Origin of the sequence: Serratia sp. 2723 (genome assembly GCF_050434425.1) — a bacterium.
Classification (GTDB): Bacteria; Pseudomonadota; Gammaproteobacteria; order Enterobacterales; family Enterobacteriaceae; genus Chania.
The window spans coordinates 162,337-189,034 of record NZ_JBNDIN010000010.1 but is presented as its reverse complement, the minus strand read 5'-3'; the positions used below and the strand labels follow the sequence as shown (position 1 = coordinate 189,034).

The 26,698-nt window shown below is 51.4% G+C and carries 44 protein-coding genes; 6 read left to right on the top strand and 38 right to left on the bottom strand.

The features are described from left to right. Positions 1 to 435 precede the first annotated feature (435 nt). Entirely contained in the window at positions 436 to 978 is a 543-nt protein-coding gene (locus ABIE29_RS16405; RefSeq protein ID WP_429619757.1) for a gamma carbonic anhydrase family protein, read from the top strand. A 34-nt stretch (positions 979 to 1,012) separates the two neighbouring features. Here ABIE29_RS16405 and aroE read toward each other — a convergent pair whose 3' ends face one another. Genes aroE through dprA form a run of 5 tightly spaced genes read right to left on the bottom strand, consistent with a single transcriptional unit; the run spans position 1,013 to position 4,557 of the window. After that, positions 1,013 to 1,831, bottom strand: coding sequence for a shikimate dehydrogenase (gene aroE / locus ABIE29_RS16400; RefSeq protein WP_024531124.1), 819 nt, complete (start codon positions 1,829 to 1,831; stop codon positions 1,013 to 1,015). Positions 1,832 to 1,842: 11 nt separating this feature from the next. Continuing rightward, positions 1,843 to 2,412 carry an L-threonylcarbamoyladenylate synthase type 1 TsaC gene (gene tsaC / locus ABIE29_RS16395; RefSeq protein ID WP_429619756.1) on the bottom strand — a complete coding sequence of 190 codons (570 nt, stop codon included), beginning with the start codon at positions 2,410 to 2,412 and terminating at the stop codon, positions 1,843 to 1,845. 7 nt (positions 2,413 to 2,419) lie between these two features. Then, entirely contained in the window at positions 2,420 to 2,965 is a 546-nt protein-coding gene (locus ABIE29_RS16390) for a topoisomerase DNA-binding C4 zinc finger domain-containing protein (RefSeq protein WP_429619755.1), read from the bottom strand. A 25-nt stretch (positions 2,966 to 2,990) separates the two neighbouring features. After that, on the bottom strand, positions 2,991 to 3,464 hold the full coding sequence (locus ABIE29_RS16385; RefSeq protein WP_021182206.1) for a DUF494 family protein: 474 nt from the start codon (positions 3,462 to 3,464) through the stop codon (positions 2,991 to 2,993). Beyond that, positions 3,436 to 4,557, bottom strand: coding sequence for a DNA-protecting protein DprA (dprA, locus tag ABIE29_RS16380; RefSeq protein ID WP_429619754.1), 1,122 nt, complete (start codon positions 4,555 to 4,557; stop codon positions 3,436 to 3,438). Before dprA ends, ABIE29_RS16385 begins: the two co-directional genes overlap by 29 nt. Positions 4,558 to 4,689: 132 nt before the next feature. Between dprA and def the strand changes: the two genes are divergently transcribed. From def to mscL, 5 genes are all read left to right on the top strand, one after another. Beyond that, a complete protein-coding gene (gene def / locus ABIE29_RS16375) occupies positions 4,690 to 5,199 on the top strand; it encodes a peptide deformylase (RefSeq protein ID WP_024485624.1) in 510 nt (169 codons plus the stop codon). 17 nt (positions 5,200 to 5,216) lie between these two features. Further along, positions 5,217 to 6,161 carry a methionyl-tRNA formyltransferase gene (fmt, locus tag ABIE29_RS16370; protein ID WP_429619753.1) on the top strand — a complete coding sequence of 315 codons (945 nt, stop codon included), beginning with the start codon at positions 5,217 to 5,219 and terminating at the stop codon, positions 6,159 to 6,161. A gap of 72 nt (positions 6,162 to 6,233) precedes the next feature. Continuing rightward, positions 6,234 to 7,523 carry a 16S rRNA (cytosine(967)-C(5))-methyltransferase RsmB gene (gene rsmB / locus ABIE29_RS16365; protein WP_429619752.1) on the top strand — a complete coding sequence of 430 codons (1,290 nt, stop codon included), beginning with the start codon at positions 6,234 to 6,236 and terminating at the stop codon, positions 7,521 to 7,523. A 70-nt stretch (positions 7,524 to 7,593) separates the two neighbouring features. After that, the gene (gene trkA, locus ABIE29_RS16360) at positions 7,594 to 8,970 is read left to right on the top strand and encodes a Trk system potassium transporter TrkA (RefSeq protein WP_429619751.1); all 1,377 of its coding nucleotides are present in this window, start codon (positions 7,594 to 7,596) and stop codon (positions 8,968 to 8,970) included. Positions 8,971 to 9,109: 139 nt separating this feature from the next. Continuing rightward, a complete protein-coding gene (mscL, locus tag ABIE29_RS16355; protein WP_429619750.1) occupies positions 9,110 to 9,526 on the top strand; it encodes a large-conductance mechanosensitive channel protein MscL in 417 nt (138 codons plus the stop codon). A gap of 76 nt (positions 9,527 to 9,602) precedes the next feature. Here mscL and ABIE29_RS16350 read toward each other — a convergent pair whose 3' ends face one another. The 33 genes from ABIE29_RS16350 to tuf form a co-directional block, all read right to left on the bottom strand. Continuing rightward, positions 9,603 to 9,809 (bottom strand): alternative ribosome-rescue factor A, encoded by a 207-nt coding sequence (locus ABIE29_RS16350; protein ID WP_429619749.1) that lies wholly within the window; start codon positions 9,807 to 9,809, stop codon positions 9,603 to 9,605. 80 nt (positions 9,810 to 9,889) lie between these two features. Beyond that, the gene (gene zntR, locus ABIE29_RS16345; protein ID WP_429619761.1) at positions 9,890 to 10,321 is read right to left on the bottom strand and encodes a Zn(2+)-responsive transcriptional regulator; all 432 of its coding nucleotides are present in this window, start codon (positions 10,319 to 10,321) and stop codon (positions 9,890 to 9,892) included. Positions 10,322 to 10,472: 151 nt separating this feature from the next. Then, entirely contained in the window at positions 10,473 to 10,862 is a 390-nt protein-coding gene (rplQ, locus tag ABIE29_RS16340) for a 50S ribosomal protein L17 (protein WP_004929726.1), read from the bottom strand. A 40-nt stretch (positions 10,863 to 10,902) separates the two neighbouring features. Next, positions 10,903 to 11,892, bottom strand: a complete 990-nt coding sequence (locus ABIE29_RS16335) for a DNA-directed RNA polymerase subunit alpha (protein WP_429619748.1) — start codon at positions 11,890 to 11,892, stop codon at positions 10,903 to 10,905. A gap of 26 nt (positions 11,893 to 11,918) precedes the next feature. Continuing rightward, a complete protein-coding gene (gene rpsD / locus ABIE29_RS16330) occupies positions 11,919 to 12,539 on the bottom strand; it encodes a 30S ribosomal protein S4 (RefSeq protein ID WP_021182216.1) in 621 nt (206 codons plus the stop codon). Positions 12,540 to 12,572: 33 nt separating this feature from the next. After that, complete coding sequence (gene rpsK, locus ABIE29_RS16325; RefSeq protein ID WP_004929731.1) at positions 12,573 to 12,962, bottom strand: 30S ribosomal protein S11; 390 nt, start codon at positions 12,960 to 12,962, stop codon at positions 12,573 to 12,575. Positions 12,963 to 12,978: 16 nt separating this feature from the next. After that, positions 12,979 to 13,335, bottom strand: a complete 357-nt coding sequence (gene rpsM / locus ABIE29_RS16320) for a 30S ribosomal protein S13 (RefSeq protein WP_021182217.1) — start codon at positions 13,333 to 13,335, stop codon at positions 12,979 to 12,981. 146 nt (positions 13,336 to 13,481) lie between these two features. After that, on the bottom strand, positions 13,482 to 13,598 hold the full coding sequence (gene rpmJ, locus ABIE29_RS16315) for a 50S ribosomal protein L36 (protein WP_002227352.1): 117 nt from the start codon (positions 13,596 to 13,598) through the stop codon (positions 13,482 to 13,484). 33 nt (positions 13,599 to 13,631) lie between these two features. After that, a complete protein-coding gene (gene secY / locus ABIE29_RS16310; protein WP_021182218.1) occupies positions 13,632 to 14,963 on the bottom strand; it encodes a preprotein translocase subunit SecY in 1,332 nt (443 codons plus the stop codon). A gap of 8 nt (positions 14,964 to 14,971) precedes the next feature. Next, positions 14,972 to 15,406, bottom strand: coding sequence for a 50S ribosomal protein L15 (gene rplO / locus ABIE29_RS16305; RefSeq protein ID WP_021182219.1), 435 nt, complete (start codon positions 15,404 to 15,406; stop codon positions 14,972 to 14,974). Positions 15,407 to 15,409: 3 nt separating this feature from the next. Further along, on the bottom strand, positions 15,410 to 15,589 hold the full coding sequence (gene rpmD, locus ABIE29_RS16300) for a 50S ribosomal protein L30 (RefSeq protein ID WP_004956161.1): 180 nt from the start codon (positions 15,587 to 15,589) through the stop codon (positions 15,410 to 15,412). Positions 15,590 to 15,595: 6 nt separating this feature from the next. Next, positions 15,596 to 16,096: a 30S ribosomal protein S5 gene (gene rpsE, locus ABIE29_RS16295; RefSeq protein WP_021182220.1), complete on the bottom strand. Its 501-nt coding sequence runs from the start codon at positions 16,094 to 16,096 to the stop codon at positions 15,596 to 15,598. A gap of 14 nt (positions 16,097 to 16,110) precedes the next feature. Further along, positions 16,111 to 16,464: a 50S ribosomal protein L18 gene (rplR, locus tag ABIE29_RS16290; protein ID WP_021182221.1), complete on the bottom strand. Its 354-nt coding sequence runs from the start codon at positions 16,462 to 16,464 to the stop codon at positions 16,111 to 16,113. A gap of 9 nt (positions 16,465 to 16,473) precedes the next feature. Next, a complete protein-coding gene (gene rplF, locus ABIE29_RS16285) occupies positions 16,474 to 17,007 on the bottom strand; it encodes a 50S ribosomal protein L6 (RefSeq protein WP_429619747.1) in 534 nt (177 codons plus the stop codon). Between the two features lie 14 nt (positions 17,008 to 17,021). Further along, positions 17,022 to 17,414 (bottom strand): 30S ribosomal protein S8, encoded by a 393-nt coding sequence (gene rpsH / locus ABIE29_RS16280; RefSeq protein WP_021182223.1) that lies wholly within the window; start codon positions 17,412 to 17,414, stop codon positions 17,022 to 17,024. A 30-nt stretch (positions 17,415 to 17,444) separates the two neighbouring features. Beyond that, positions 17,445 to 17,750 (bottom strand): 30S ribosomal protein S14, encoded by a 306-nt coding sequence (rpsN, locus tag ABIE29_RS16275; RefSeq protein ID WP_021182224.1) that lies wholly within the window; start codon positions 17,748 to 17,750, stop codon positions 17,445 to 17,447. 13 nt (positions 17,751 to 17,763) lie between these two features. Continuing rightward, on the bottom strand, positions 17,764 to 18,303 hold the full coding sequence (gene rplE, locus ABIE29_RS16270; RefSeq protein WP_021808125.1) for a 50S ribosomal protein L5: 540 nt from the start codon (positions 18,301 to 18,303) through the stop codon (positions 17,764 to 17,766). Between the two features lie 14 nt (positions 18,304 to 18,317). Beyond that, positions 18,318 to 18,632 (bottom strand): 50S ribosomal protein L24, encoded by a 315-nt coding sequence (rplX, locus tag ABIE29_RS16265; protein ID WP_021808126.1) that lies wholly within the window; start codon positions 18,630 to 18,632, stop codon positions 18,318 to 18,320. A gap of 10 nt (positions 18,633 to 18,642) precedes the next feature. Further along, positions 18,643 to 19,014, bottom strand: coding sequence for a 50S ribosomal protein L14 (gene rplN / locus ABIE29_RS16260; RefSeq protein ID WP_020837240.1), 372 nt, complete (start codon positions 19,012 to 19,014; stop codon positions 18,643 to 18,645). Positions 19,015 to 19,180: 166 nt separating this feature from the next. After that, on the bottom strand, positions 19,181 to 19,435 hold the full coding sequence (gene rpsQ, locus ABIE29_RS16255; RefSeq protein ID WP_020837241.1) for a 30S ribosomal protein S17: 255 nt from the start codon (positions 19,433 to 19,435) through the stop codon (positions 19,181 to 19,183). Then, entirely contained in the window at positions 19,436 to 19,627 is a 192-nt protein-coding gene (gene rpmC / locus ABIE29_RS16250; protein ID WP_002218942.1) for a 50S ribosomal protein L29, read from the bottom strand. It abuts the gene before it with no gap. Next, entirely contained in the window at positions 19,627 to 20,037 is a 411-nt protein-coding gene (gene rplP, locus ABIE29_RS16245) for a 50S ribosomal protein L16 (RefSeq protein WP_004929764.1), read from the bottom strand. Before rplP ends, rpmC begins: the two co-directional genes overlap by 1 nt. A gap of 12 nt (positions 20,038 to 20,049) precedes the next feature. Then, positions 20,050 to 20,748, bottom strand: coding sequence for a 30S ribosomal protein S3 (gene rpsC, locus ABIE29_RS16240; RefSeq protein ID WP_004956187.1), 699 nt, complete (start codon positions 20,746 to 20,748; stop codon positions 20,050 to 20,052). 17 nt (positions 20,749 to 20,765) lie between these two features. Beyond that, positions 20,766 to 21,098, bottom strand: a complete 333-nt coding sequence (rplV, locus tag ABIE29_RS16235; RefSeq protein WP_004391423.1) for a 50S ribosomal protein L22 — start codon at positions 21,096 to 21,098, stop codon at positions 20,766 to 20,768. Positions 21,099 to 21,112: 14 nt separating this feature from the next. Then, positions 21,113 to 21,391, bottom strand: coding sequence for a 30S ribosomal protein S19 (gene rpsS, locus ABIE29_RS16230; protein WP_004929772.1), 279 nt, complete (start codon positions 21,389 to 21,391; stop codon positions 21,113 to 21,115). 14 nt (positions 21,392 to 21,405) lie between these two features. Then, positions 21,406 to 22,230 carry a 50S ribosomal protein L2 gene (gene rplB / locus ABIE29_RS16225; RefSeq protein WP_021182228.1) on the bottom strand — a complete coding sequence of 275 codons (825 nt, stop codon included), beginning with the start codon at positions 22,228 to 22,230 and terminating at the stop codon, positions 21,406 to 21,408. A gap of 18 nt (positions 22,231 to 22,248) precedes the next feature. After that, complete coding sequence (rplW, locus tag ABIE29_RS16220; protein ID WP_021182229.1) at positions 22,249 to 22,551, bottom strand: 50S ribosomal protein L23; 303 nt, start codon at positions 22,549 to 22,551, stop codon at positions 22,249 to 22,251. Further along, positions 22,548 to 23,153, bottom strand: coding sequence for a 50S ribosomal protein L4 (gene rplD, locus ABIE29_RS16215; RefSeq protein ID WP_021182230.1), 606 nt, complete (start codon positions 23,151 to 23,153; stop codon positions 22,548 to 22,550). The genes rplW and rplD overlap by 4 nt, the downstream gene beginning before the upstream one ends. Before the next feature lie 10 nt (positions 23,154 to 23,163). Next, positions 23,164 to 23,793, bottom strand: a complete 630-nt coding sequence (rplC, locus tag ABIE29_RS16210) for a 50S ribosomal protein L3 (RefSeq protein ID WP_004956193.1) — start codon at positions 23,791 to 23,793, stop codon at positions 23,164 to 23,166. A 31-nt stretch (positions 23,794 to 23,824) separates the two neighbouring features. Continuing rightward, positions 23,825 to 24,136 carry a 30S ribosomal protein S10 gene (gene rpsJ, locus ABIE29_RS16205; protein ID WP_001181005.1) on the bottom strand — a complete coding sequence of 104 codons (312 nt, stop codon included), beginning with the start codon at positions 24,134 to 24,136 and terminating at the stop codon, positions 23,825 to 23,827. 466 nt (positions 24,137 to 24,602) lie between these two features. Beyond that, on the bottom strand, positions 24,603 to 25,082 hold the full coding sequence (gene bfr / locus ABIE29_RS16200; protein WP_021182231.1) for a bacterioferritin: 480 nt from the start codon (positions 25,080 to 25,082) through the stop codon (positions 24,603 to 24,605). Between the two features lie 74 nt (positions 25,083 to 25,156). Next, positions 25,157 to 25,351 carry a bacterioferritin-associated ferredoxin gene (gene bfd, locus ABIE29_RS16195; protein ID WP_024485620.1) on the bottom strand — a complete coding sequence of 65 codons (195 nt, stop codon included), beginning with the start codon at positions 25,349 to 25,351 and terminating at the stop codon, positions 25,157 to 25,159. Positions 25,352 to 25,484: 133 nt separating this feature from the next. After that, positions 25,485 to 26,669 (bottom strand): elongation factor Tu, encoded by a 1,185-nt coding sequence (gene tuf / locus ABIE29_RS16190; protein WP_429619746.1) that lies wholly within the window; start codon positions 26,667 to 26,669, stop codon positions 25,485 to 25,487. Between the last annotated feature and the right edge of the window lie 29 nt (positions 26,670 to 26,698).

Genomic DNA, 26,698 nt, shown 5'->3' with positions numbered 1-26,698 from the left:
TCACTCTTCAAGACTTGATATTTTTTTGCTACCGAAGTAGCTGGATATCGTCTTGTGAGTGCCCACACAGATTGTCTGATAAATTGTTAAAGAGCAGTGAGTTACGCGCTTTCGCTTGCTAACTCGAGGTGGCGTATATTACGCTTTCCTCTTGCAGAGTCAACCTTAATTTCAGGTTTTTTCTCTGTCGAACTTCGGAGACTCTGTGAAGTTGTTCACATGTTCCGTGTCGATGGAGGCGCATTATAGGGATCCCATTTTTTTCCACAACCCCTTTTTAGATCTTTTCTTACCGACTGCGCACTTTTCCGCCCTTTCGCACGGATCTTGCCCGATCAAGGCCATTTTACCGACGATCCCCCGTGTTGACTGGTTGTAATTCCACCGTCAAAGTCTAGTATTGCCGGTAATAAGATCCTTATACGAGGCAATCCCATGTCCAATTCAGTGCGTCCTTATCTTCATTACTCCCCTCAAATTGGCCAACGCGTCATGATCGATCCTTCCAGCGTAGTGATCGGCAACGTTGATCTGGCTGATGACGTCAGCGTTTGGCCCTTGGTTGCCATCCGCGGCGATGTCAACGCGGTAAAGATCGGCGCACGCAGTAATATCCAGGACGGCAGCATTCTGCATGTCACCCATCAATCCGATTATAATCCGGCGGGTTACCCTTTACTGATCGGCGAAGATGTCACCGTTGGGCATAAAACCATGCTGCATGGCTGTACCATCGGTAATCGCGTTTTGGTGGGAATGGGCTCCATTCTGCTCGACGGTGCCGTAATAGAAGATGATGTGATGATTGGTGCAGGTAGCCTGGTAGCACCCGGCAAGCATCTGGAAAGTGGCTACTTATATGTAGGCAGCCCTGCGCGCCGGGTTAGAGCCTTGACTCCGGCAGAACTGGAAGGGTTACGCTATTCGGCCAATAACTATGTACGTTGGAAAGACGAATACCTCAGTGAAGATATCTGACTGCCCCGCCCTGCTTGCCAGAGCGGGGCAACCATCACACGGCCATTTCCTGACGTAATTGCTGCAATACCGGTTCAATCTCCGGCATCACACCATGCCATAAAAAGAAAGCATGGGCAGCCTGCCCCACCAGCATGCCTAAACCGTCCGCATAATGTTGCGCCCCCAACTGCTGCGCCCAAGCCAGGAATGGGGTGCCGCCCTGTTGGTAGAACATGTCATAGCACCGTGTCGTGCTGTGGATAATGCTGTCAGGCAGTGCAGGGATCTCCCCCTTGAATCCTGAAGCTGTCGCGTTGATCACTAAATCAAAATGCTGTTGATCCAGCCGATCCAGCGGCAAGGCGGCGATCTCCCCCAGATGGCGGAACGCCGCAGCCAACTCCTCAGCGCGGCTGAAGGTGCGGTTAGTCAACACCACTTCACAGCCAAAAGAGAGCAGCGGCAGGATCACACCACGCGCTGCCCCACCCGCCCCAACCAGCAACACGCGGTCATCTGGCCGAATCAACTGCTGGCGTTCAAGATCAGACAGCAAACCGATACCGTCAGTGTTATCCCCCAGCAGCTTTCCATCGGGCAATACCTTTAGCGTATTCACCGCACCGGCCATTGCCGCCCTTTCGCTAAGTTCGCTTGCTGCCTCATAGGCACATTCTTTAAAAGGGACGGTGACGTTGGCCCCTTGGCCACCAGCAGCAATAAACCGTTGCAAGGTAGGTACAAAACCGTCCAACGGAGCCAGCACAGTGCCGTAGGGGTGTTCGATCCCGGTCTGTTGCGCAAACAGCGCGTGGATACGGGGGGACTTGCTGTGAGCAATCGGGTTACCGAATACCGCGAACTTCTCCATAGATCTAGCCTCTAGCCCTGACGGATCTGCTCACCAGTCAAAGCATCTCTGATTTCAGAAGGGTTTAACCGGCCGCCCACGTTACCTACCAGCACCGGGAAAGCGTCACCAAACTGCTGCTGCACTTCAGCCACGGTGCGGCACGGCTCCTCACCGCTTAAGTTGGCACTGGTTGACACCAGCGGCTTGCCGAACTGGCGGCACAGCTGTTGCACCAAAGGGTGATCGCTAACGCGCACGGCCAACGAACTAAAACGACCGGTCAGCAAGGCTGGCGTTTGCGGTTTTGCCGGGATCACCCAGGTTACCGGGCCAGGCCAACTGGCAAAAATCGCGGCACGCTGCTGCTCATTCAATGCGCCATCATCAATATAAGGCGCAAGCTGGGCATAATCAGCAGCAATCAGGATCAGGCCTTTTTCCCACGGGCGTTGTTTCAAGGCCAACAGCTGTTTGACGGCCTGTTCGCTATCTGGGTCACACCCCAGACCGAATACCGCTTCTGTTGGATAGGCAATCACCTGCTGGTTTTCCAGCGCCGCGATAATAGGCGCGAATGCGGAAGTTTGTTCTGGGTTCATAGCTTGATTATTCTGAGATAACGACGGGTTTTCCGCACAGTTTACTGGCGCAGCAAAGCGTTGGGCCTTTTGCCATGCGCTTTTCCATCAGTAATGGATAGTGGCAGTAAGCACACTCACCGGCGACGGGTTTAAAATTGAGTACAAACTGACATTCCGGATAGCGATCGCAGGAATGAAACACCTTGCCATAGCGAGATTTGCGCTGCAGCAGTTGGCCTTGGCCACACTGAGGGCAGGCGATGCTGGTTTCATCCGGTTTGTCGATCACTTCGGTATGATCGCAGTCTGGATAGTGGCTGCAACCGATAAACATGCCATAGCGCCCCTGGCGCAACACCAGCGTTGCCTGGCATTTCGGGCATTGCTGGCCCTCCAGCACTTTGACAATATGGCCATCGGCCTGCGCTTTCAAAGGCCGGATATACTCGCACTGCGGATATTGAGAACAGCCGAGGAAGGGGCCGTGGCGACCACTGCGGATCACCAACTCGGCCCCGCATTCCGGACAGGGTTCATTTTGCCTCGCGGCAAAAATCGCTGGTTTTGTCATAACGTCTTCTATGCCCGTTACCTACTCAGTGCAGGTAACCTTCGTTTACTTCAAATAACAGTTCTTCCATCTGCTGATAGGCGCTCTCATATCCGGGGATATTGAACAACACCATCAGCACTACCCATTTCAGATCTTCGAGATCAAATTCCGTATTATCCAAAGCCATAACACGATCGATAACCATTTCACGGGTTTCGAGGTTCAATACCTGGATCTGTTCTAGGAACAGGAGAAAACCACGGCAACCGGCATCTAAACGCACGCTCTCTTCTTCGGTGTAGATCCGCATCGCCAGCGGATCGGCATCCATAAAATAAGGGGCATTCTCGCCTTCCTGGAGGTCTGCAAGCTTTTCGAGCCAATTCAACGCGTTGAAGATATCATCACGATCGAATCCCGCTTCGGTAAGATCGTCGGTCAAGGTATCCTGATCAACGTGCATCTCTGGCTCATTGTGGATATAGGTTTCAAACAAATACATGAGTACGTCGAACATGGCATGCCCTCCTTATTCGGACATAGCCGCCGGGTACAGCTGCGATCCAACCTGCTAACTCCAGATCGAGTAATTTGATTACCACCTCTGGCACAGGTTGGCCGGCACGTTCAGCGACGACGTCAACAGGTGTCACCTCATCTCCTACGTTAGCCAACACATCGGCAAATGGCAATTCAACTTCGGCCTCTGATGCAGAAATAGTTGTATTTTCGTTCACGGACAGCCATTGCAACCCACTTCCCAGCTGTTCTGCGATATCTTTTGGACCGGTGACCAGGCTGGCCCCCTGCTGGATCAGCCAATGAGTCCCCTCACTCATCGGGTTACCCAATGCCCCCGGCAGGGCAAACACTTCGCGCCCCTGTTCCAACGCATAGCGCGCAGTGATCAGCGACCCGCTACGCAGTGAAGCCTCTATGACCACCACGCCCGCACTTAACCCACTGATAATACGGTTACGACGCGGGAAATGAGCCGCCAGCGGCAAATCGGTAGCCAGATGCTCGGAAATCACCGCTCCGCCCTGCTCAATGATTTGCTCTGCCAGCCGGCGATGGCGGCGTGGATAGATATTTGCCAGGCCGCTCCCCAACACCGCAATCGTCACTCCTTCCGCTTCCAGGGCTGCGCGGTGGCAGATACCATCAATACCAATCGCCAAACCGCTGGTGACGGCAAAACCACAATGTACCAATCCGCTGGCAAAGTAGCTGCCCCACTGCTCGCCATAGTGGCTGAACTGGCGGCTACCCACCATGGCGATTTGCGGCTGTTGCAACGCCTCTACATCGCCCTGTACCATCAGTAATAACGGTGCATCATCAATATGTGCCAAGAGTTCGGGAAACGCTGGCTCACCGTATCGCACCATCTGATTGCCCGGCAGCTCCAACCACTTGAGCGTTGCCTTGAGATACTGCCCATGTCCCCGCCGAAACTGTTTTTGCTGCTGGTCATTGAGCCCCAAGCACTTAAGCAACGGGTAAGGATCGCCGCCTTCGGCAATCAGGCGATCGATAATCTGGCTGGCCTGCGGTGCGTCGATCTTTGTCACCGCATGCATACGTAGAGCGATTTCTTCTGACCGCATGGAGCATTCCCTCGCTGCAATTAGGGGATTACCAATTCGTGCAATTGGTCTGGGATGCTGTCAATCAGGCCAAGAAATGTCTAGAATAGAAGCTAATCACTGTTCATCACTCGGATACAGATCTTAAGATATATGTCAGTCTTGCAGGTATTACATTTCCCAGACGAGCGGCTACGCAAAATTGCGGCCCCGGTAAAAGAAGTCAATGCAGATGTCCAGCGCATCGTGGATGATATGTTTGAAACCATGTACGCAGAGGAAGGCATTGGCCTGGCTGCGACACAGGTCGATATTCATCAGCGCATTATCGTCATCGACGTTTCTGAAAACCGCGATCAACGCCTGGTGTTGATCAACCCGGAACTGCTGGAAAAAAGCGGTGAAACCGGTATCGAAGAAGGCTGCCTTTCCATCCCTGAGCAACGCGCCCTGGTGCCACGCGCAGAGAAAGTGAAGATCCGCGCCCTCAATCGTGAAGGACAACCTTTTGAGCTTGAGGCCGATGACCTGCTGGCAATCTGTATCCAGCACGAAATGGATCATCTGGTTGGCAAACTGTTTGTCGATTACCTGTCGCCGTTGAAACGCCAACGTATCCGTCAGAAACTGGAAAAAATGGCCAAGCTTGAAGCTCGCGCCTAACCGATCAGGAAATCAACGTGTCTGACTCTTTACGGATTATTTTTGCCGGAACCCCAGACTTTGCAGCGCGTCACCTAGACGCGCTGTTGTCATCTGGGCATCAGGTGGTCGGCGTCTTCACCCAACCCGATCGCCCCGCAGGCCGCGGTAACAAACTGACGCCAAGCCCGGTCAAGGTGCTGGCCGAACAGCATCAAATCCCCGTTTTCCAGCCTAAGTCACTGCGCCCGCAAGAGGATCAGCACCTGGTTGCCGATCTGAATGCGGACGTGATGGTGGTGGTAGCCTATGGCCTGATCCTGCCGAAAGCCGTGCTGGATATGCCACGCCTGGGTTGCATCAACGTTCATGGCTCTCTGCTGCCACGCTGGCGCGGTGCGGCACCTATTCAGCGCGCATTGTGGGCTGGTGATAGCGAAACTGGCGTAACCATCATGCAAATGGACGTGGGTCTCGATACCGGCGACATGATGCACAAGATCGCTTGTCCGATCGAAGCTACAGATACCAGCGCCAGCCTGTACAACAAACTGGCAGAGCTGGGGCCACAAGGGCTGCTGATCACTTTGCAGCAATTGGCGGCGGGTACGGTGCAGCGCGAAGTTCAAGACGAAGCGCTGGTCACCTACGCAGAAAAGCTGAGCAAAGAAGAGGCACGCCTGGACTGGAGCCTTTCCGCCGAACAGCTGGAGCGCTGTATTCGCGCTTTCAATCCCTGGCCAATCAGCTATTTCACCATCGACGATCAACCGGTGAAAGTCTGGCAGGCAAGCGTGCTGGCGGATGCCGCCAACGCAGAACCGGGTACTATCGTGCACGCCGACAAGCACGGCATTCAGGTTGCCACCGCGCAAGGTATTCTCAACCTCACGCAGCTCCAGCCTGCCGGTAAAAAACCGATGTCGGCACAAGATTTACTGAATTCTCGCCGCGAATGGTTCACGCCGGGCAACCGGTTATAAGCCACTCCCACTGCCCGGCTATTGTTGCCGGGCTGTTCGTTTCTTAATGCCGACCGTAATCCGCCTTAGCCTATGAAAAACAATTACAATCTCCGAAGCATTGCTGCCAAGGCCATCGGCCAGGTACTGGATCAGGGGCAGTCGCTCAGCACCATTTTGCCCACATTACAAAAAAACATTTCTGACAAAGATCGTGGGCTATTGCAGGAACTCTGCTTTGGTACGCTGCGGGTGCTGCCGCAGCTCGAATGGTGCATCCAGCAGTTGATGGCAAAGCCCATGACCGGCAAACAGCGGCCACTGCACTATTTGCTGATGGTTGGCCTGTATCAGTTGCTGTATACCCGTATTCCACCGCACGCGGTGTTAGCCGAAACGGTTGAAGGCGCGGTCGCCTTGAAGCGCCCACAGCTGAAAGGATTGATTAACGGCGTACTGCGCCAGTTCCAGCGCCAGCAAGAAGAACTGCTGGCGCGTGCAGCCAATAACGAAAGCCGCTATCTGCACCCTAGCTGGTTGCTTAAACGCATCAAACTGGCTTACCCAACGCAGTGGGAGCAGATCGTTGATGCCAATAATCAGAAGCCGCCAATGTGGCTGCGCGTCAATCGTCTTCACCACACCCGTGAAAAGTATCTGCAACTGATGCAGCAGGCCGGTATTACTGCCGAGCCTCATGCGGAGTATAGCGACGCAGTTCGCTTGCTGGCTCCGTGCCCAGTAACGGACTTGCCCGGTTTCTCCGAGGGCTGGGTAACTGTACAAGACGCTTCTGCTCAAGGTTGCGTTGATCTGCTGGATCCGCAAGACGGTGAACAGATCCTCGATCTTTGTGCAGCCCCCGGCGGCAAAACGACCCATATTCTGGAGGCCGCTCCCAAAGCTCACGTGCTGGCCGTGGATATCGACGAACAGCGCTTAAGCCGGGTGAAAGAAAACCTGCAGCGCCTGCAGCAACATGCAGAAGTTCGCCAGGGTGATGGCCGTACTCCGCACGAGTGGTGCGGTGACCAACAGTTCGACCGTATCCTGTTGGATGCCCCTTGCTCCGCCACCGGTGTTATTCGCCGCCACCCGGATATCAAATGGCTACGTCGTGACAGCGATATCGCCGAACTGGCCGCTTTACAGAGTGAAATTCTGGAAGCTATCTGGCCACGCCTGAAACCCGGCGGCGTAATGGTCTATGCAACCTGCTCTATTCTGCCGCAGGAAAATAGCGAACAGATAGCTGCGTTCCTGCAACGTCACGGCGAGGCCAAGCTGGTTGAAACCGGCGACACGCAATCACCAGGTAAACAGAATCTGCCTCATCCTGAGGATGGCGATGGTTTCTTTTACGCTAAGCTGATTAAAATATAACTGTTCAGGGAGCGCCTGCGGGCGTTCTCACCTTTCGGCCACGGCCGTCGCAGATCGAGCAGAGAAATCGATGAAAATAATTATTCTTGGCGCAGGGCAAGTTGGCGGAACACTGGCTGAAAACCTGGTGGGTGAAAATAACGATATCACCGTGGTCGATACCGACACCGGGCGCCTACGCCAGTTGCAAGACAAGTTTGACCTGCGCGTCGTCCAGGGGCACGGTTCCCATCCACGCGTATTACGCGAAGCCGGTGCCGAAGATGCCGATATGCTGGTTGCCGTCACCAACTCTGACGAAACCAATATGATCGCCTGTCAGATCGCTTACACGCTGTTTAACACCCCGAATCGTATTGCACGGATCCGGGCGCCGGATTATATCCGTGAGTCCGAGAAGCTATTTCATCCGGAGGCAGTACCCATCGACCACCTGATCTCACCGGAGCAGTTGGTTATCGATTACATCTACAAGCTGATCGAATACCCTGGCGCCTTGCAAGTGGTGAACTTTGCCGACGGCAAGGTCAGCATCGCCGCTGTGAAAGCCTATTATGGCGGCCCATTGGTGGGGAATGCTCTGTCTGCCATGCGTGAGCATATGCCACATATCGATACCCGCGTGGCGGCGATTTTCCGCCATGACCGCCCGATCCGCCCACAAGGCTCTACTATTATCGAAGCGGGCGATGAGGTGTTCTTCGTTGCCGCATCACAGCATATCCGCGCGGTAATGAGTGAGCTGCAAAGGCTCGAAAAACCCTATAAGCGTATCATGATCGTCGGCGGGGGTAACGTGGGGGCCGGACTGGCACATCGATTAGAAAAATCGTACAACGTGAAGCTGATTGAGAAAAACCAGCAACGTGCCGCCGAACTGGCAGAGCAACTGCACGATACCATCGTGTTTTACGGCGATGCCTCCGATCAGGAGCTGTTGGCCGAAGAGCATGTCGAACAGGTGGATGTGTTTATTGCCATCACCAACGATGACGAAGCCAATATCATGTCTGCGATGCTGGCCAAACGCATGGGAGCCAAAAAGGTGATGGTATTGATCCAGCGCCGTGCCTATGTCGATCTGGTCCAGGGCAGCGTGATTGATATCGCTATTTCGCCGCAGCAGGCCACCATCTCCGCGCTGCTCGGCCACGTGCGTAAAGCCGATATTGTCAGCGTCTCCTCCCTACGCCGCGGCGTTGCCGAAGCTATTGAAGCGATTGCCCATGGCGATGAAAGCACCTCTAAGGTCGTAGGCCGTATGGTCGAAGAGATTAAGCTGCCACCAGGTACCACCATTGGTGCGATTGTGCGCGGTGACGATGTGATCATTGCCAACAGCAACAGCCGGATCCAACAAGGCGATCACGTGATCATGTTTATTACCGATAAGAAATTTGTGCCAGACGTTGAGCGCCTGTTCCAACCGAGCCCATTCTTCTTATAGAGGCTTAAATCATGCGAATGATTTTTTGACATATCGGTAGCCAAGAATTAGGAAAAAATAAAAATTTTCCTATACTGATTGTGTCAAAGGGGAATTGCTTTGTTAAAATTGCGTTACTAATTTTTTGAGGGGTGTTCTGATGGGTATATTAAAAGAGTTCCGCGAATTTGCCATGCGTGGCAACGTAGTCGATCTGGCAGTGGGTGTGATCATTGGTGCGGCATTCGGTAAAATCGTTTCCTCCTTGGTTGCCGACATCATCATGCCACCTTTGGGTTTGCTGATCGGTGGCGTTGATTTTAAACAGTTCCATCTGGTATTACGTGAAGCCAAGGACAATGTCCCAGCGGTAGTGATGAACTATGGCTCCTTCCTGCAGAATATCTTTGATTTCGTGATCGTCGCTTTTGCGATCTTTATGGCCATCAAGTTAATGAACAAAATGCGCCGTAAAGAAGTTGAAGAGCCAGCCGCTCCGCCTGCTCCGACGGCTGAAGAGAAGCTGCTGACAGAAATCCGCGATCTGCTGAGTCATCAACAGCAACCCAAACTGTAACTCAGAGCTATAAAACGGGCGCCGCATGCGGCGCCCCTACGTTTTGAGCCATCTTCTGAGATGGCTTTTTTGTGGCTTAAAACCAGAAGGCCAGTGGTAAATTGTCACAGGGCAATTTACCACTGGCCTCCCAGTTACCGCCTTTTGCGTGTTTGTCTTTACGCCGGTAGCTACCTTTCCCTTTACTGTTCTTCTCTACCCGTTGGCGGAAAAGAGGATCGTGTAGTAATGCTTCAATGGCATTGTCCTGGATCTTGCCTTTGGTATGACGATATTGGGTCATAATGGTCTTCCTGTTGGTTGCTGATAATAAACGCGCCGATCATACTGCTGGCCAGATAAAAATTAAAGATCCGCTCGCAGTTAAACTGCACTTTTGGCTTTCTCTTCGCTGGCACCTTGCTCCAAAGCCTCCAGAATCGAACAATAGTTGCTGGTGTGGGCGCTACCGCAGCAGGCATCGCTGAGCCTTTTCAATGACTCGCGCATTCTGGTTAACTCGGTCAGTTTGCTTTCAACCTCATTCAGGCGCGCATCAACGATAGATTTCGACTCTTCGCAGGTGTGATGCTCTGGATCCACACGGATCGACAGCAACTCGGCGATAGTTTCCAGCGTGAAGCCCAGCTGTTTAGCATAACGGATAAAACGCAGACGTTGTAAGTCTTGATCGCTATACAGTCGATAGCCGCCTTCGGTACGAACATGGTGATCCATCATGCCTTGCTTCTCGTAAAAACGTACCGTATCTGGCGTTACGTCAGCCAGCCTGGCTAATTGCCCAATTTTGAACATCATGACTTCTCCGTGTTGCTTTTCTCACTGATAACCTGAGCATAGCGGATGTGGGGAAGGATCTTAAGCATTGCCGGGAGGGGAAAGCACGTTTGGCGAGTTACAGACGTAAAAAAACCGGGCAAGCCCGGTTTTTTTACGCTTCCACAGATTACTCTGCAGTTGCTACTTCTGCTTGAGACTCAGCACGATCAACCAGCTCGATGTATGCCATCGGCGCGTTGTCGCCTGCGCGGAAGCCACACTTCAGAATGCGAGTGTAACCACCGGCACGGCTCGCAAAACGCGGGCCTAGCTCGTTAAACAGTTTTGCCACGATCTCGTTATCACGAGTACGGGCGAATGCCAGACGACGATTAGCAACGCTGTCGGTCTTGGCAAGAGTAATCAGCGGCTCAACAACGCGACGCAGCTCTTTCGCTTTTGGCAGGGTCGTCTTGATGATCTCATGACGAACCAAAGAGCCGGCCATGTTACGGAACATAGCCTGGCGATGGCTGCTGTTACGGTTCAGTTGACGACCACTCTTACGATGGCGCATGACCTTATCCTTCTCAGTAAAACCTTAACCTGTGATCCGGTTACTCGTCAGCAATGCTAGCCGGTGGCCAATTTTCCAGGCGCATGCCCAGAGAAAGTCCACGGGAAGCCAGCACGTCTTTAATCTCAGTAAGAGATTTTTTACCCAGGTTAGGCGTTTTCAACAGCTCAACCTCGGTACGCTGTACCAGATCACCGATGTAGTGGATAGCTTCTGCCTTGAGGCAGTTAGCAGAGCGGACAGTCAATTCCAGATCGTCAACAGGGCGCAGCAGGATCGGATCGAACTCTGGTTTCTCTTCTTTCACTTCCGGCTGACGTACATCACGTAAGTCAACGAAAGCTTCCAGTTGTTCAGCCAGAATGGTTGCCGCACGGCGGATCGCCTCTTCAGGATCGATCGTGCCATTGGTTTCCATCTCGATGACCAGCTTGTCCAGGTCGGTACGCTGTTCTACACGCGCTGCTTCAACATTGTAGGCAATACGCTCTACAGGGCTATAGCAGGCGTCAACCAACAGACGACCAATCGGGCGCTCATCTTCTTCCGAATGAATTCGGGCAGAAGCCGGCACATAACCACGACCGCGCTGAACTTTGATACGCATGCTGATAGCAGCGTTCTCATCGGTCAGGTGGCAGATAACGTGCTGCGGCTTGACGATATCGACATCACCATCATGGGTAATGTCGGCAGCGGTCACAGGGCCAATGCCAGATTTATTCAGGGTAAGAATAACTTCATCTTTCCCTTGAACTCTCACCGCCAGCCCTTTCAGGTTGAGCAAGATCTCCAGGATATCTTCCTGTACGCCTTCTTTGGTGCTGTACTCATGTAGTACACCATCAATCTCAACCTCGGTCACCGCGCAACCCGGCATAGATGAAAGCAGAATACGGCGCAGTGCGTTGCCAAGAGTATGGCCAAAGCCACGCTCTAACGGCTCAAGGGTCACCTTGGCGTGCGTCGAACTGACTTGCTCGATATCTACCAGGCGCGGTTTTAGAAACTCTGTCACAGAACCCTGCATTGTGTCCTCTCTTTGAAACTCAAGCCTTACTTGGAGTAAAGCTCGACGATCAGGTGTTCGTTAATGTCGGCGGACAGATCGGTACGTTCAGGAATACGTTTGAACACACCTTCCATCTTCGCAGCATCAACTTCCAGCCAAGTCGGCTTTTCACGCTGCTCAGCCAGCTCCAGAGAAGCCTTAACACGAGACTGCTTTTTAGCTTTCTCGCGGATGCTGACTACGTCATTCGGAGATACCTGATAAGAAGCGATGTTAACAACGCGACCATTTACCATAACGGCTTTATGGCTAACCAGCTGACGTGATTCTGCACGAGTGGCACCGAAGCCCATACGGTAAACTACGTTGTCCAGACGACCTTCCAGAAGGGTCAACAGGTTTTCACCGGTGTTGCCTTTCAGGCGGGTTGCTGCTTTGTAATAGTTACGGAACTGGCGCTCCAGAACACCGTACATACGGCGAACTTTCTGCTTTTCACGTAACTGTACACCGTAGTCAGACAGACGCGGTTTACGCGCACCGTGTTGACCAGGTGGCTGTTCAATTTTGCACTTTGAATCTATCGCGCGAACGCCAGACTTCAGGAACAGGTCTGTGCCCTCGCGGCGGCTAAGCTTGAGCTTAGGACCCAAATATCTTGCCATTTTCTTTCTCCAACAATCCGAAAAGCAGGGGCGTTACACGCGACGCTTTTTCGGTGGACGACAACCGTTATGAGGAATCGGAGTCACATCGGTAATATTAGTGATGCGGAAACCAGCCGCGTTCAGAGCGCGGATAGTAGACTCACGACCAGGACCAGGTCCTTTAACCATAACTTCCAGGTTCTTGATACCGTATTCTTTAACTGCGTCAGCACAACGCTCGGCTGCAACCTGAGCTGCAAACGGAGTTGACTTACGAGAACCACGGAAACCGGAACCACCGGCTGTTGCCCAACCCAAAGCATTACCCTGACGATCGGTAATAGTCACAATGGTGTTGTTGAAAGAAGCATGGATATGAGCCACGCCGTCAGAGACTTGTTTTCTTACACGCTTACGTGTACGAACAGGTGCCTTTGCCATTATTCAATCACCCCGATTATTTCTTGATCGGTTTACGCGGACCCTTACGGGTACGTGCGTTGGTCTTAGTACGCTGACCGCGAACTGGCAGACCACGACGATGGCGTAAACCACGGTATGTACCAAGATCCATCAGACGCTTGATGCTCAGGGTAACTTCACGACGCAAATCACCTTCAACAGTGAATTTGGCAACTGCTTCACGCAGTTGTTCAATTTGCTCTTCAGACAGCTCACTGATCTTAACATTTTCAGCAATACCCGTCTCAGCACAGATAGACTGTGAACGAGTTTTGCCGATTCCGAAGATCGACGTTAACGCGATAACGGTATGTTTATGATCAGGAATGTTAATGCCTGCTATACGGGCCACTATGCACTCCTACTAATTTTTACGGCAACACCATTCTGAAAAGCCCGTTTTCAGGATACTCAAATAATGTTGCAGCTACATACAAAAGATTGGCTGGCTAATCTAGCCAGCTCAACCCAACTTTGCAAGAAAAATATGCGAGATAATCAGCCTTGACGCTGTTTATGCTTCGGCTCGGCGCTGCAAATCACACGAACGACACCGTTACGCTTAACGATTTTGCAGTTACGACATAATTTCTTGACGGAAGCACGAACTTTCATTTTTACTCTCCGTAACTTCTCAAACGCACCAGATTAGCGGTTATAGCCTTTCAGGTTTGCTTTCTTCAATGCAGACTCGTACTGACTTGACATCATCAGAGTTTGCACTTGAGCCATAAAGTCCATGATGACGACAACAACGATCAGTAGCGAGGTACCACCAAAGTAGAATGGTACTTTCATTGCATCACGCATGAACTCCGGGATCAGGCAGATGAAAGTAATGTACATCGCGCCCACCAGGGTTAAACGCGTCATCACTTTATCGATATATTTCGCCGTTTGCTCTCCCGGACGAATTCCTGGTACGAAGGCACCGGACTTCTTCAGGTTATCTGCTGTTTCACGCGGGTTGAAAACCAACGCCGTGTAGAAGAAACAGAAGAAGATGATTGCAGACGCATAGAGTAACACATAAAGCGGTTGTCCAGGCTGCAAATACAGCGAAATCGTTGTCAGCCAGTTCCAACCGGTACCGCCCCCAAACCATGATGCAATCGTGGCAGGGAACAGAATAATGCTGGAAGCGAAGATTGCCGGGATTACCCCTGCCATGTTCACTTTCAACGGTAAGTGTGTGCTCTGTGCTGCGTAAACACGACGACCCTGTTGACGTTTCGCATAGTTAACGACGATACGACGTTGACCACGTTCAATGAAAACAACGAAGAAGGTTACTGCAAACACTAATACTGCAACCAACAGCAACAAGAGGAAGTGCAGGTCGCCTTGCCGAGCTTGCTCAATAGTATGGCCAACAGCCGGCGGAAGACCCGCCACAATACCCGCGAAGATAATGATTGAGATACCGTTACCGATACCACGCTCAGTAATCTGCTCGCCCAGCCACATCAGGAACATTGTCCCGGTAACCAGACTCACAACCGCAGTAAAGTAGAACGCAAAGCCTGGGTTTAACACCAGGCCCTGCATACCAGGCATATTCGGCAGACCGGTAGCAATACCGATCGACTGGAATATGGCCAACACCAGCGTACCGTAGCGGGTGTACTGGCTAATCTTGCGACGGCCAGCCTCCCCTTCTTTCTTGATTTCCGCCAACGCTGGATGAACCACCGTCAGTAACTGGATAATGATCGAGGCCGAAATGTACGGCATGATCCCCAGAGCAAAAATAGAAGCACGGCTGAGAGCACCACCAGAGAACATGTTAAACATTTCAATGATGGTGCCTCTCTGCTGTTCGAGCAGTTTGGCAAGCACAGTGGCATCGATACCAGGAATCGGAATGAAAGAGCCAATGCGGAAAACAATCAGCGCGCCGATAACAAACAAAAGTCTGCGCTTCAGCTCACCGAGTCCGCCTTTAGCACTTTGAAAATCTAATCCTGGTTGCTTAGCCATCAGCTTACTTATTCCTCAATTTTACCGCCAGCAGCCTCGATAGCAACACGAGCGCCTTTGGTGACACGCAGACCACGCAGGGTAACCGGACGAGTGATTTCGCCAGAAAGCATAACTTTCGCGAACTCGATCTGGGTACCAACAACGTTAGCGGCTTTCAGCGTGTTCAGGTCGATTACGTCGCCTTCTACAAGAGCCAGTTCAGACAGACGAACTTCTGCCGTGATCATAGCTTTGCGAGAGGTGAAGCCGAATTTCGGCAAACGACGATATAAAGGCATCTGACCACCTTCAAACCCACGACGTACGCCACCGCCAGAACGTGAGTTCTGACCTTTGTGACCACGACCGGCGGTTTTACCCAGGCCAGAACCAATACCACGACCTACACGCTTAGGCGCATGCTTGGCACCTTCAGCCGGAGACAGAGTATTTAAACGCATCTGTTACTCCTCAACCTTAACCATGTAGGAAACCAGGTTGATCATACCGCGTACAGCAGGAGTATCCTCGCGCTCTACGGTGTGACCAATACGACGCAGACCCAGACCGAGCAGTGTAGCTTTATGCTTCGGCAGACGGCCAATGGAGCTGCGAACTTGTGTAACTTTGATAGTCTTAGCCATGGTCAATTACCCCAGAATGTCTGCAACGGATTTACCACGCTTGGCAGCGACCATTTCAGGAGACTTCATATTAGCCAAAGCGTCGATAGTTGCACGAACCACGTTGATCGGGTTGGTGGAACCATAAGCTTTAGCCAGTACGTTGTGCACCCCAGCAACTTCGAGAACGGCGCGCATTGCACCACCCGCGATGATACCGGTACCTTCATGAGCTGGCTGCATGAACACACGGGAACCCGTATGAGCACCTTTAACAGGGTGCTGCAGGGTGCCGCCGTTCAGCGCGACATTCATCATGTTGCGACGGGCTTTTTCCATCGCTTTCTGGATCGCTGCTGGAACTTCGCGTGCTTTGCCGTAGCCAAAACCAACGCGACCGTTACCATCACCAACTACTGTCAGTGCGGTAAAGCTGAAAATACGGCCACCTTTTACGGTTTTAGATACGCGGTTTACCGCGATCAGCTTTTCCTGCAGTTCGCCAGCTTGTTTTTCGATGTGAGCCATCTTAAACCTCTTCCTTAGAACTGAAGGCCAGCTTCACGGGCAGCATCTGCCAGTGCCTGGACTCGACCATGATATTGGAAACCGGAACGGTCAAAGGATACTTTCGCAATCCCTTTTTCCAACGCGCGCTCAGCCAGAGCTTTACCTACGGCTGCTGCTGCGTCTTTGTTACCGGAGTACTTCAATTGCTCAGTGATAGCTTTTTCTAAAGTAGAAGCGGCTACCAGAACTTCAGAACCATTTGGAGCAATGACCTGTGCGTAAATGTGACGCGGGGTACGATGTACCACCAGGCGGGTTGCACCCAGTTCTTTGAGCTTACGGCGTGCGCGGGTCGCACGACGGATACGAGCAGATTTCTTATCCATAGTGTTACCTTACTTCTTCTTAGCCTCTTTGGTACGCACGACTTCGTCGGCGTAACGGACACCCTTGCCTTTATAAGGCTCAGGACGGCGGTAGGCACGCAGATCTGCAGCAACCTGGCCAATAATCTGCTTATCAGCGCCTTTCAGCACGATTTCAGTTTGGCTTGGGCATTCAGCAGTAATACCTGCTGGCAGCTGGTGATCGATTGGGTGAGAGAAGCCCAGGGCTAAATTCACCACGTTGCCTTTAACAGCAGCACGATAACCAACACCTACCAGTTGAAGCTTCTTGGTGAAACCTTCGGTAACACCGACAACCATTGCGTTCAGCAGAGCGCGCGTGGTACCCGCTTGGGCCCATGCGTTAGCAAAACCTTCGCGTGGAGCGAAAGTCAGTGCGTTAGCTTCTTGCGTAACGATAACGGCGTCATGGACTGTACGAGTCAGCTCGCCGTTCTTACCCTTAACCGAAATAACCTGACCGTTGAGTTTTACCTCTACGCCGGCAGGAATGACGACGGGTGCTTTTGCAACACGAGACATTCTTTCCTCCCGAATTAAGCTACGTAGCAGATAATCTCGCCACCAAGACCAGCTTGGCGAGCTGCACGATCGGTCATAACACCTTTAGAGGTAGAAATAACAGCGATACCCAGACCGGCCATAACTTTTGGCAGTGCATCTTTTTTCTTGTAGATGCGCAGACCTGGACGACTGATACGCTGAATGCTTTCTACCACTGCCTTACCCTGGAAGTACTTCAGTACCAGTTCCAGAACAGGCTTGGTGTCGCCTTCAATTTTGAAATCTTCAATAAAACCTTCTTCCTTCAGCACGTTGGCAATTGCCACTTTCAGCTTGGAGGAAGGCATGGTGACCGCAACTTTGTTCGCGGCTTGACCGTTACGGATACGGGTCAGCATATCCGCGATCGGATCTTGCATGCTCATCTGTCTTTACTCCCGTGATTCAATTGGTAATTACCAGCTAGCCTTTTTCAAGCCTGGTACTTCACCGCGCATAGCGGCTTCACGTAGCTTGATACGGCTCAACCCGAATTTGCCCACATAACCATGTGGACGGCCAGTTTGACGGCAGCGTTTACGCTGACGAGACGGGCTGGAATCACGCGGCAGAGACTGGAGCTTGAGAACAGCATCCCAACGATCTTCGTCAGAAGAGTTCACACCAGAAATGATAGCTTTCAATTCCTCGCGTTTAGCGCGGTACTTGTCAGCCAGTTTCACGCGAACGACTTCGCGTGCTTTCATTGATTGCTTAGCCATTAGTAACCCTGCCTTACTTGCGGAACGGGAAGTTAAAAGCAGCCAACAGCGCGCGGCCTTCATCATCAGATTTCGCAGAAGTGGTAATGGTAATATCCAAACCACGTACGCGATCGACTTTGTCGTAGTCGATTTCTGGGAAGATGATTTGCTCACGCACACCCATGCTGTAGTTACCACGGCCATCGAATGACTTGGCGGACAAGCCACGGAAGTCACGGATACGTGGAACAGCAATGGAAATCAGACGCTCAAAGAACTCCCACATGCGTTCGCCACGCAGAGTTACTTTACAGCCGATCGGATAGCCCTGGCGGATTTTGAAGCCTGCAACAGATTTGCGTGCTTTGGTGATGAACGGCTTTTGACCGGAGATAGCTGCCAAGTCAGCTGCTGCATTATCCAGCAGTTTCTTGTCAGCGATCGCTTCACCAACACCCATATTCAGGGTGATCTTCTCGACCCGAGGGACTTGCATGACAGAGTTGTAATCAAACTGAGACATCAGTTGTTTGACTACCTCGTCTTTGTAGTAATCATGCAGTTTCGCCATCGTCATACTCCAAATTACTTGATAGTTTCGCTATTTGATTTGAAGAAACGGACTTTTTTGCCGTCTTCGAATCTAAAGCCTACACGGTCAGCCTTACCGGTAGCCGAGTTGAACAGCGCAATGTTGGAAACCTGAATAGCAGCTTCTTTTTCAACAATGCCACCTGGTTGGTTCAGGGCCGGGACCGGCTTCTGATGTTTCTTAACCAGGTTGATACCTTCAACAATGACCTTACCAGCAGACAGGACATTTTTTACTTTACCGCGTTTACCTTTGTCTTTCCCGGTAAGCACGATAACTTCGTCATCACGACGGATTTTCGCTGCCATGGTTCGCTCCTTAGAGTACTTCTGGTGCCAGAGAGATAATTTTCATGAACTTCTCATTACGCAGTTCACGAGTTACCGGCCCAAAAATACGCGTACCGATAGGTTGCTCGCTGTTATTGTTTAAAATAACGCATGCATTACCATCGAAGCGAATGACAGAACCGTCCGGGCGACGTACACCCTTCTTGGTGCGCACCACTACCGCCTTCAGCACATCGCCTTTCTTCACCTTACCGCGAGGAATTGCTTCCTTGATGGTAATTTTGATGACGTCGCCGATGCCTGCGTAGCGACGGTGCGAGCCACCTAGAACCTTGATACACATTACGCGACGTGCACCGGAGTTGTCGGCCACGTTCAGCATAGTCTGTTCTTGGATCATGTTAGTGCTCCGCTAATGTCAACTACAACTTTAGGATCTATTACTAGATCGTTGAAAAGCCCCATAACTGAGGGCGCAGCATTATAACACCGCTTCCAAAGTATGGGTAGAAAAAATAAACGGCTCACTTTCTGAGCCGTTTATTAAGTTAGAGCCAGCTACTCTATTACAGAATCGCTTTCTCTACAACGCGAACCAACGTCCATGACTTAGTCTTGGACAGTGGGCGGCATTCGCGGATTTCTACCACGTCGCCGATACCACATTCGTTGTTCTCGTCATGTACGTGCAGCTTAGTCGTACGCTTGATGAATTTCCCGTAGATCGGGTGCTTCACCGTACGTTCGATAGCAACAACCATGGATTTCTCCATTTTGTCACTAACAACACGACCTTGCAGAGTACGGATAATATCAGTCATTTACGCACCCGCCTTTTCAGTCAGTAAAGTCTTAACGCGTGCGACATTACGACGCACTTGTTTCAACAGGTGAGTTTGTTGCAGTTGGCCACTCGCCGCCTGCATGCGTAAGTTGAATTGCTCACGCAGCAGGTTGAGCAGCTCAGTGTTCAGCTCTTCAACACTTTTTTCACGCAGCTCTTGTGCTTTCATTACATCACCGTCTTAGTTACAAAGGTGGTTTTGATCGGCAGTTTAGCTGCTGCCAGCTTGAACGCTTCACGGGCGACTTCTTCTGGAACGCCGTCCATTTCGTACAGGACTTTGCCAGGTTGGATCAGGGCAACCCAATATTCCACGTTACCCTTACCTTTACCCATACGCACTTCAAGAGGCTTCTCGGTGATTGGTTTGTCCGGGAATACACGGATCCAGATCTTACCTTGACGCTTCACTGCACGAGTCATTGCACGACGAGCTGCTTCGATTTGACGAGCAGTCAGACGGCCACGGCCAACAGCTTTCAGACCGAAAGTGCCGAAGCTAACATCCGTACCTTGCGCCAGACCACGGTTGCGGCCCTTGTGCACCTTACGGAATTTTGTACGCTTTGGTTGTAACATCAGCGACTCTCCTTACTTGCGGCCTTTACGCTGCTGCTTTTTAGGTTGAGCAGCCGGTTCCGGTTGTTCAACTGCAGCCATACCACCCAGGATCTCACCTTTGAAGATCCATACCTTAACGCCGATTACACCATAAGTGGTGTGCGCTTCAGATGTGTTGTAATCGATATCCGCGCGCAGTGTATGCAACGGAACACGACCTTCACGGTACCATTCGGTACGCGCGATTTCAGCACCGCCAAGACGGCCGCTTACTTCAACTTTGATACCTTTAGCGCCAAGACGCATTGCGTTCTGTACAGCACGCTTCATAGCACGACGGAACATAACGCGACGTTCCAGCTGTGAAGTGATGCTATCAGCAACCAATTTTGCGTCCAGTTCCGGTTTACGGACTTCGGCGATGTTAATTTGCGCAGGAACGCCAGCGATATCCGCTACGACCTTACGCAGTTTTTCGACATCTTCACCTTTCTTGCCGATAACGATGCCAGGACGAGCGGTGTGAATAGTCACACGGATGCTCTTCGCTGGACGCTCGATAACGATGCGAGAAACGGAAGCTTTCGCCAGTTCTTTAGTCAAGAATTGGCGAACTTTAAAGTCGCTGTCCAGGTTGTCAGCGAATTCTTTGGTATTCGCATACCAAGTAGAGTTCCAAGGTTTGACAATACCCAGGCGAATACCATTAGGATGTACTTTCTGACCCATTGCTAGTCTCCAGAGTCTCAGCGATCGGACACAACCACAGTAATGTGGCTGGTGCGCTTCAGGATGCGATCTGCACGACCTTTTGCACGAGGCATAATGCGCTTCATGCTTGGGCCTTCGTCTACGAAGATTTTCGTGACTTTCAGATCATCGATGTCAGCGCCATCGTTGTGTTCTGCGTTAGCAATGGCAGACTCCAGCACTTTCTTGACCAGACCAGCAGCTTTCTTGTTGGTGTAGGCCAGAGTTTCCAGAGCTTGCGACACTTTCTTACCGCGGATCAGGTCTGCAACAAGGCGAACCTTCTGAGCAGAAGAACGAGCGTGGCGATGTTTAGCGATAGTTTCCATCTCTTCCTCCTACCTTAGCGCTTTTTAGCTTTTTTATCAGCCGCATGGCCGCGATAAGTACGAGTCGGCGCGAATTCACCCAGTTTGTGACCGACCATTTCATCGGAAACAAATACTGGTACGTGCTGACGACCATTATGGACAGCGATGGTCAAACCGATCATGTTAGGAAAGATCGTTGAACGACGGGACCAAGTGCGCAAAGGCTTCTTGTCACCGCTTTCCACCGCTTTCTCTACCTTCTTCAGCAAGTGCAGGTCAATAAAAGGACCTTTCTTGAGAGAACGTGGCATGGCTTATCCTCTAATTATTTTTTACTACGGCGACGTACGATGAACTTGTCAGTACGCTTGTTGCTACGGGTCTTCTTACCTTTGGTCTGAACGCCCCACGGAGTTACCGGGTGCTTACCAAAGTTACGACCTTCACCACCACCGTGCGGGTGATCGACTGGGTTCATCGCCGTACCGCGAACGGTAGGACGAATACCACGCCAACGTGCAGCACCTGCTTTACCCAGAACGCGAAGCATATGTTCAGCGTTACCGACTTCACCCAGGGTGGCGCGGCAATCAACTGGAACTTTACGCATTTCGCCAGAGCGCAGACGCAGAGTTACGTAGGAACCATCACGTGCGACGATCTGAACGTAGGCACCAGCAGAACGAGCCAGCTGGCCGCCTTTACCTGGTTTCATTTCTACGTTATGAACCGTTGAACCTACTGGGATGTTGCGCATAGGCAGGGTGTTACCCGCTTTGATTGCAGCATCAACACCAGATTGGATCTGGTCACCAGCTTTCAGGCCTTTCGGCGCCAGGATATAACGGCGTTCGCCGTCTTTGTACAGAACCAGCGCGATGTTCGCGGAACGGTTCGGATCGTACTCCAGACGCTCAACCACAGCAGGGATACCATCTTTGTTGCGTTTGAAGTCAACCAGACGATAATGTTGCTTGTGGCCACCACCGATATGACGGGTGGTGATACGGCCATTGTTGTTACGACCACCGCTTTTGCTCAGTTTCTCAAGCAGCGGGGCATAAGGTTTACCCTTGTGCAGCTCAGGGTTAACCACTTTAACAACGTGGCGACGACCCGGAGATGTAGGTTTACATTTAACAATTGCCATTGTTCTTACTCCTCCGACTTACTCTGCGCCGCCGATGAAGTCCAAGTTCTGGCCTTCCTTCAGGGTGACGTAAGCTTTTTTCCAGTCGCTACGACGACCAACACGCTGACCTTGACGCTTCACTTTCCCTTTAACTACCAGGGTGTTAACGTCTTCGACTTCGACTTCAAACAGTTTCTGCACTGCAGCTTTGATTTCTGCTTTGGTCGCGTCTTTGGCAACTTTGAGTACGATGGTGTTGCTTTTTTCCATCGCAGCGGATGCTTTTTCAGATACGTGCGGTGCACGCAGCACTTTCAGCAAACGTTCTTCACGGATCATGCCAGCATCTCCTCAACTTGCTTCACAGCATCAGCAGTCATAACCACTTTGTCGAAGGCGATCAGGCTAACTGGGTCGATACCTGCTACATCGCGCACGTCAACCTTGTACAGGTTGCGAGCTGCCAGGAACAGATTCTCATCCAGTTCACCGGTCACGATCAGCACATCTTCCAGGGCCATATCTTTCAGTTTCTGTGCCAGCAGCTTAGTTTTAGGCGCTTCTACAGAGAACTTCTCGACAACGATCAGACGATCTTGACGTACCAGTTCGGACAGGATGCTTTTCAGCGCGCCGCGGTACATCTTTTTGTTTACTTTCTGACTGTGGTCTTGTGGCTTCGCAGCGAAGGTTACACCACCAGAACGCCAGATCGGGCTCTTTACAGTGCCTGAACGCGCACGGCCTGTACCTTTCTGGCGCCACGGTTTTTTACCGGAACCAGTCACTTCAGCACGGGTCTTCTGAGCACGGGTACCTTGACGGGCACCTGCTGCATAAGCAACAACAACCTGGTGTACCAGCGCTTCGTTGAAATCACGACCGAAGGTAGTTTCGGAAACAGTCAGCGCGCTTTGCGCGTCTTTCAATACTAATTCCATTGCTATCCCCTTACGCCTTCACAGCTGGTTTAACGATCAGGTTGCCACCGGTTGCGCCCGGTACAGCACCCTTAACCAGCAGCAGGTTGCGCTCAGCGTCAACACGTACTACGTCCAGGCTTTGAACGGTTACACGCTCGTCACCCAGGTGGCCAGCCATTTTCTTGCCTTTGAACACTTTGCCCGGAGTCTGGTTCTGACCGATAGAACCCGGAACGCGGTGAGACAAGGAGTTACCGTGGGTTGCATCCTGAGTACGGAAGTTCCAGCGCTTTACAGTGCCAGCAAAACCTTTACCTTTGGAAGTACCGGTAACATCGACTTTTTTAACGTCAGCGAAGATTTCTACGCTGATTTCTTGACCTGCAGCGAACTCTTGACCTTCTTCAAGGCGGAATTCCCACAGACCACGGCCAGCTTCGACGCCAGCTTTAGCGAAATGACCCGCTTCCGGTTTGGTCACACGGTTAGCTTTTTTGCTACCGGTAGTGACCTGAATGGCACGGTATCCGTCGTTGTCCAGGTCTTTAACCTGAGTCACGCGGTTCGCTTCAATTTCAATCACGGTTACTGGGATAGAAACGCCATCTTCAGTGAAGATACGAGTCATGCCCACTTTTTTACCGACTAAACCAATCATTGTTTCAACCTCTCAATCGTCAATGACCTGATTAACCCAGGCTGATCTGCACGTCTACACCGGCAGCCAGATCCAGACGCATCAGAGCATCAACGGTTTTCTCAGTTGGCTCAACGATGTCAACCAGACGCTTGTGAGTGCGGATCTCGTACTGATCACGCGCGTCTTTGTTGACGTGCGGGGAGATCAGAACGGTAAAGCGCTCTTTGCGAGTTGGCAGCGGGATCGGACCACGGACTTGCGCACCAGTGCGCTTGGCAGTCTCGACGATTTCCGCAGTTGATTGATCGATCAGACGATGATCAAACGCTTTCAGGCGGATACGGATTCTTTGGTTCTGCATGAGACCAGAGCTCCAATTATTTATAAACGTAAATAATTACTCCTCACACCCATTTCGATTGATGGGGGAGTGTAATCGTCAACATATAACCCCCATATCGGGAGTATTGTTCGAAGGGCAAAACGTTCTTGCCAATCGACTGATTCGCTAAAATCAGGCTTACCAAGATTAGGTAAGCCCACGCATTATACGCAAACCAGGCCAGGTTGCAAGCCACGGATGGAAATATGCTCAGAATGAGCGGTATTTAATGAGTTTTGTCCCTCCCCCGACCCCTCCTTTAGTGATAGGGAGCCGATCGGCACTATTGGCAAGTGCAGGAGATAATCTGTAACGGGAGAATGTGGGGGCTGTTATGGCGTTAAAGCTGCTCTGTAATAGTGGAATGTAAAGGAAGAATGTCGCAGTTAAGTTATGCCTCGGACTGTCCCCTCTCCCTGTGGGAGAGGGTTAGGGTGAGGGGCATTCAGTCTTTGCGTTCCAACACTTGCGCCTGGCAATAGTTTTGGATGCCAAGCCGCTCTATCAGGCTCAGCTCAGTCTCCAACCAGTCGATATGCCCTTCCTCATCGGCCAAGACTTCTTTCATCAGATCGCGGCTGACGTAATCATGGATAGAGTCGGCATAGGCGATACCTTCCCGCAGGTTCTTGGCGCCGTCCAGCTCCAGGGCCAAATCAGACCTCAGCATCTCTTCGACATCTTCGCCGATATTCAGCTTGCCGAGATCTTGCAGGTTCGGTAACCCCTCAAGGAACAGGATACGCTCGATGTAGCGATCGGCATGTTTCATCTCATCGATCGACTCGTGATATTCCTTCTCATTGAGACGCATCAGGCCCCAATTTTTGAACATACGCGCGTGCAGGAAGTATTGATTGATGGCAACCAGCTCGTTACCGAGCAGCTTGTTGAGGTGAGCAATGATCTTTTTATCGCCTTTCATAGGTAAATCCTCCTGGGCAGTTCTAAAAGTGTAGAAGCTGCGGGCCAAGAGTCAAAAAATAACCCTACTCTTTATTAGGCGACTTCATGCATATGAATCAGGGTTGCGCGTTCCTCCACCATAATTTGCCTTGCCTGACGAATGCATTTACCGCAGTCAGTTCCAATCGGCACCAGCTCACGTAGTTGCTTCATGGTATGGGGATTGTGCTGACGCACCGCCTTACGGATCGCTTTGTCAGACACAGCATTACACAGACATACGTACATAGAGAGACTCACTTCTTAACCGATGCAGTAAGTCTAAATAAGAATCGTTTTTATTTCAATTAAGATTGGTAAAAAATTGTATAAAAAAAGGGCACCGAAGTGCCCTCTTTTAGTGCTTATAAATTATTCGCGATTAAGCGATAACTTTAGCAACAACGCCCGCACCTACAGTACGGCCGCCTTCACGGATTGCGAAACGCAAGCCTTGGTCCATAGCGATTGGGTGGATCAGGGTAACAACCATGTTCACGTTATCGCCTGGCATTACCATCTCTACGCCTTCTGGCAGTTCGATGGTACCGGTCACGTCAGTTGTACGGAAGTAGAACTGTGGACGGTAGCCTTTGAAGAATGGAGTATGACGACCACCTTCTTCTTTGCTCAGGATATACACTTCTGAATCGAACTGAGTGTGTGGCTTGATGGAACCTGGTTTAGCCAGTACCTGACCACGTTCGATGTCTTCACGCTTGATACCACGCAGCAGAACACCCACGTTCTCACCAGCACGGCCTTCGTCCAGCAGTTTACGGAACATTTCAACGCCAGTACAGGTAGACTTAACGGTGTCTTTGATACCAACGATTTCAACTTCTTCGCCAACTTTAACGATACCGCGCTCAACACGACCGGTAACTACGGTACCACGACCGGAGATGGAGAAGACGTCTTCGATTGGCAGCAGGAACGGCTGATCGATAGCACGCTCTGGTTCTGGGATGTAAGAATCCAGGTAACCGGCCAGCTCGATGATTTTAGCTTCCCACTCAGCTTCGCCATTCAGCGCTTGCAGCGCAGAACCACGAACAACTGGCAGGTCATCACCAGGGAAGTCATAAGCAGACAGAAGTTCACGAACTTCCATTTCTACCAGTTCCAGCAGCTCTTCATCATCAACCATGTCGCATTTGTTCATGAATACGATGATGTAAGGTACGCCAACCTGACGACCCAGCAGGATGTGCTCACGGGTCTGAGGCATAGGGCCGTCAGTCGCAGCAACAACCAGGATAGCGCCGTCCATCTGAGCAGCACCGGTGATCATGTTTTTCACGTAGTCGGCGTGCCCTGGGCAGTCAACGTGCGCGTAGTGACGAGTCGGGGTGTCATATTCAACGTGAGAAGTGTTGATGGTGATACCACGAGCTTTTTCTTCTGGCGCGTTATCGATCTGGTCGAAAGCACGTGCAGAACCACCGTAGGTTTTAGCCAGAACGGTAGTGATTGCAGCGGTCAGGGTAGTTTTACCGTGGTCAACGTGGCCGATAGTACCAACGTTAACGTGCGGTTTGGAACGTTCAAATTTTTCTTTAGACACGGCTATATTCCTTAACTCTTTTGCTCCCC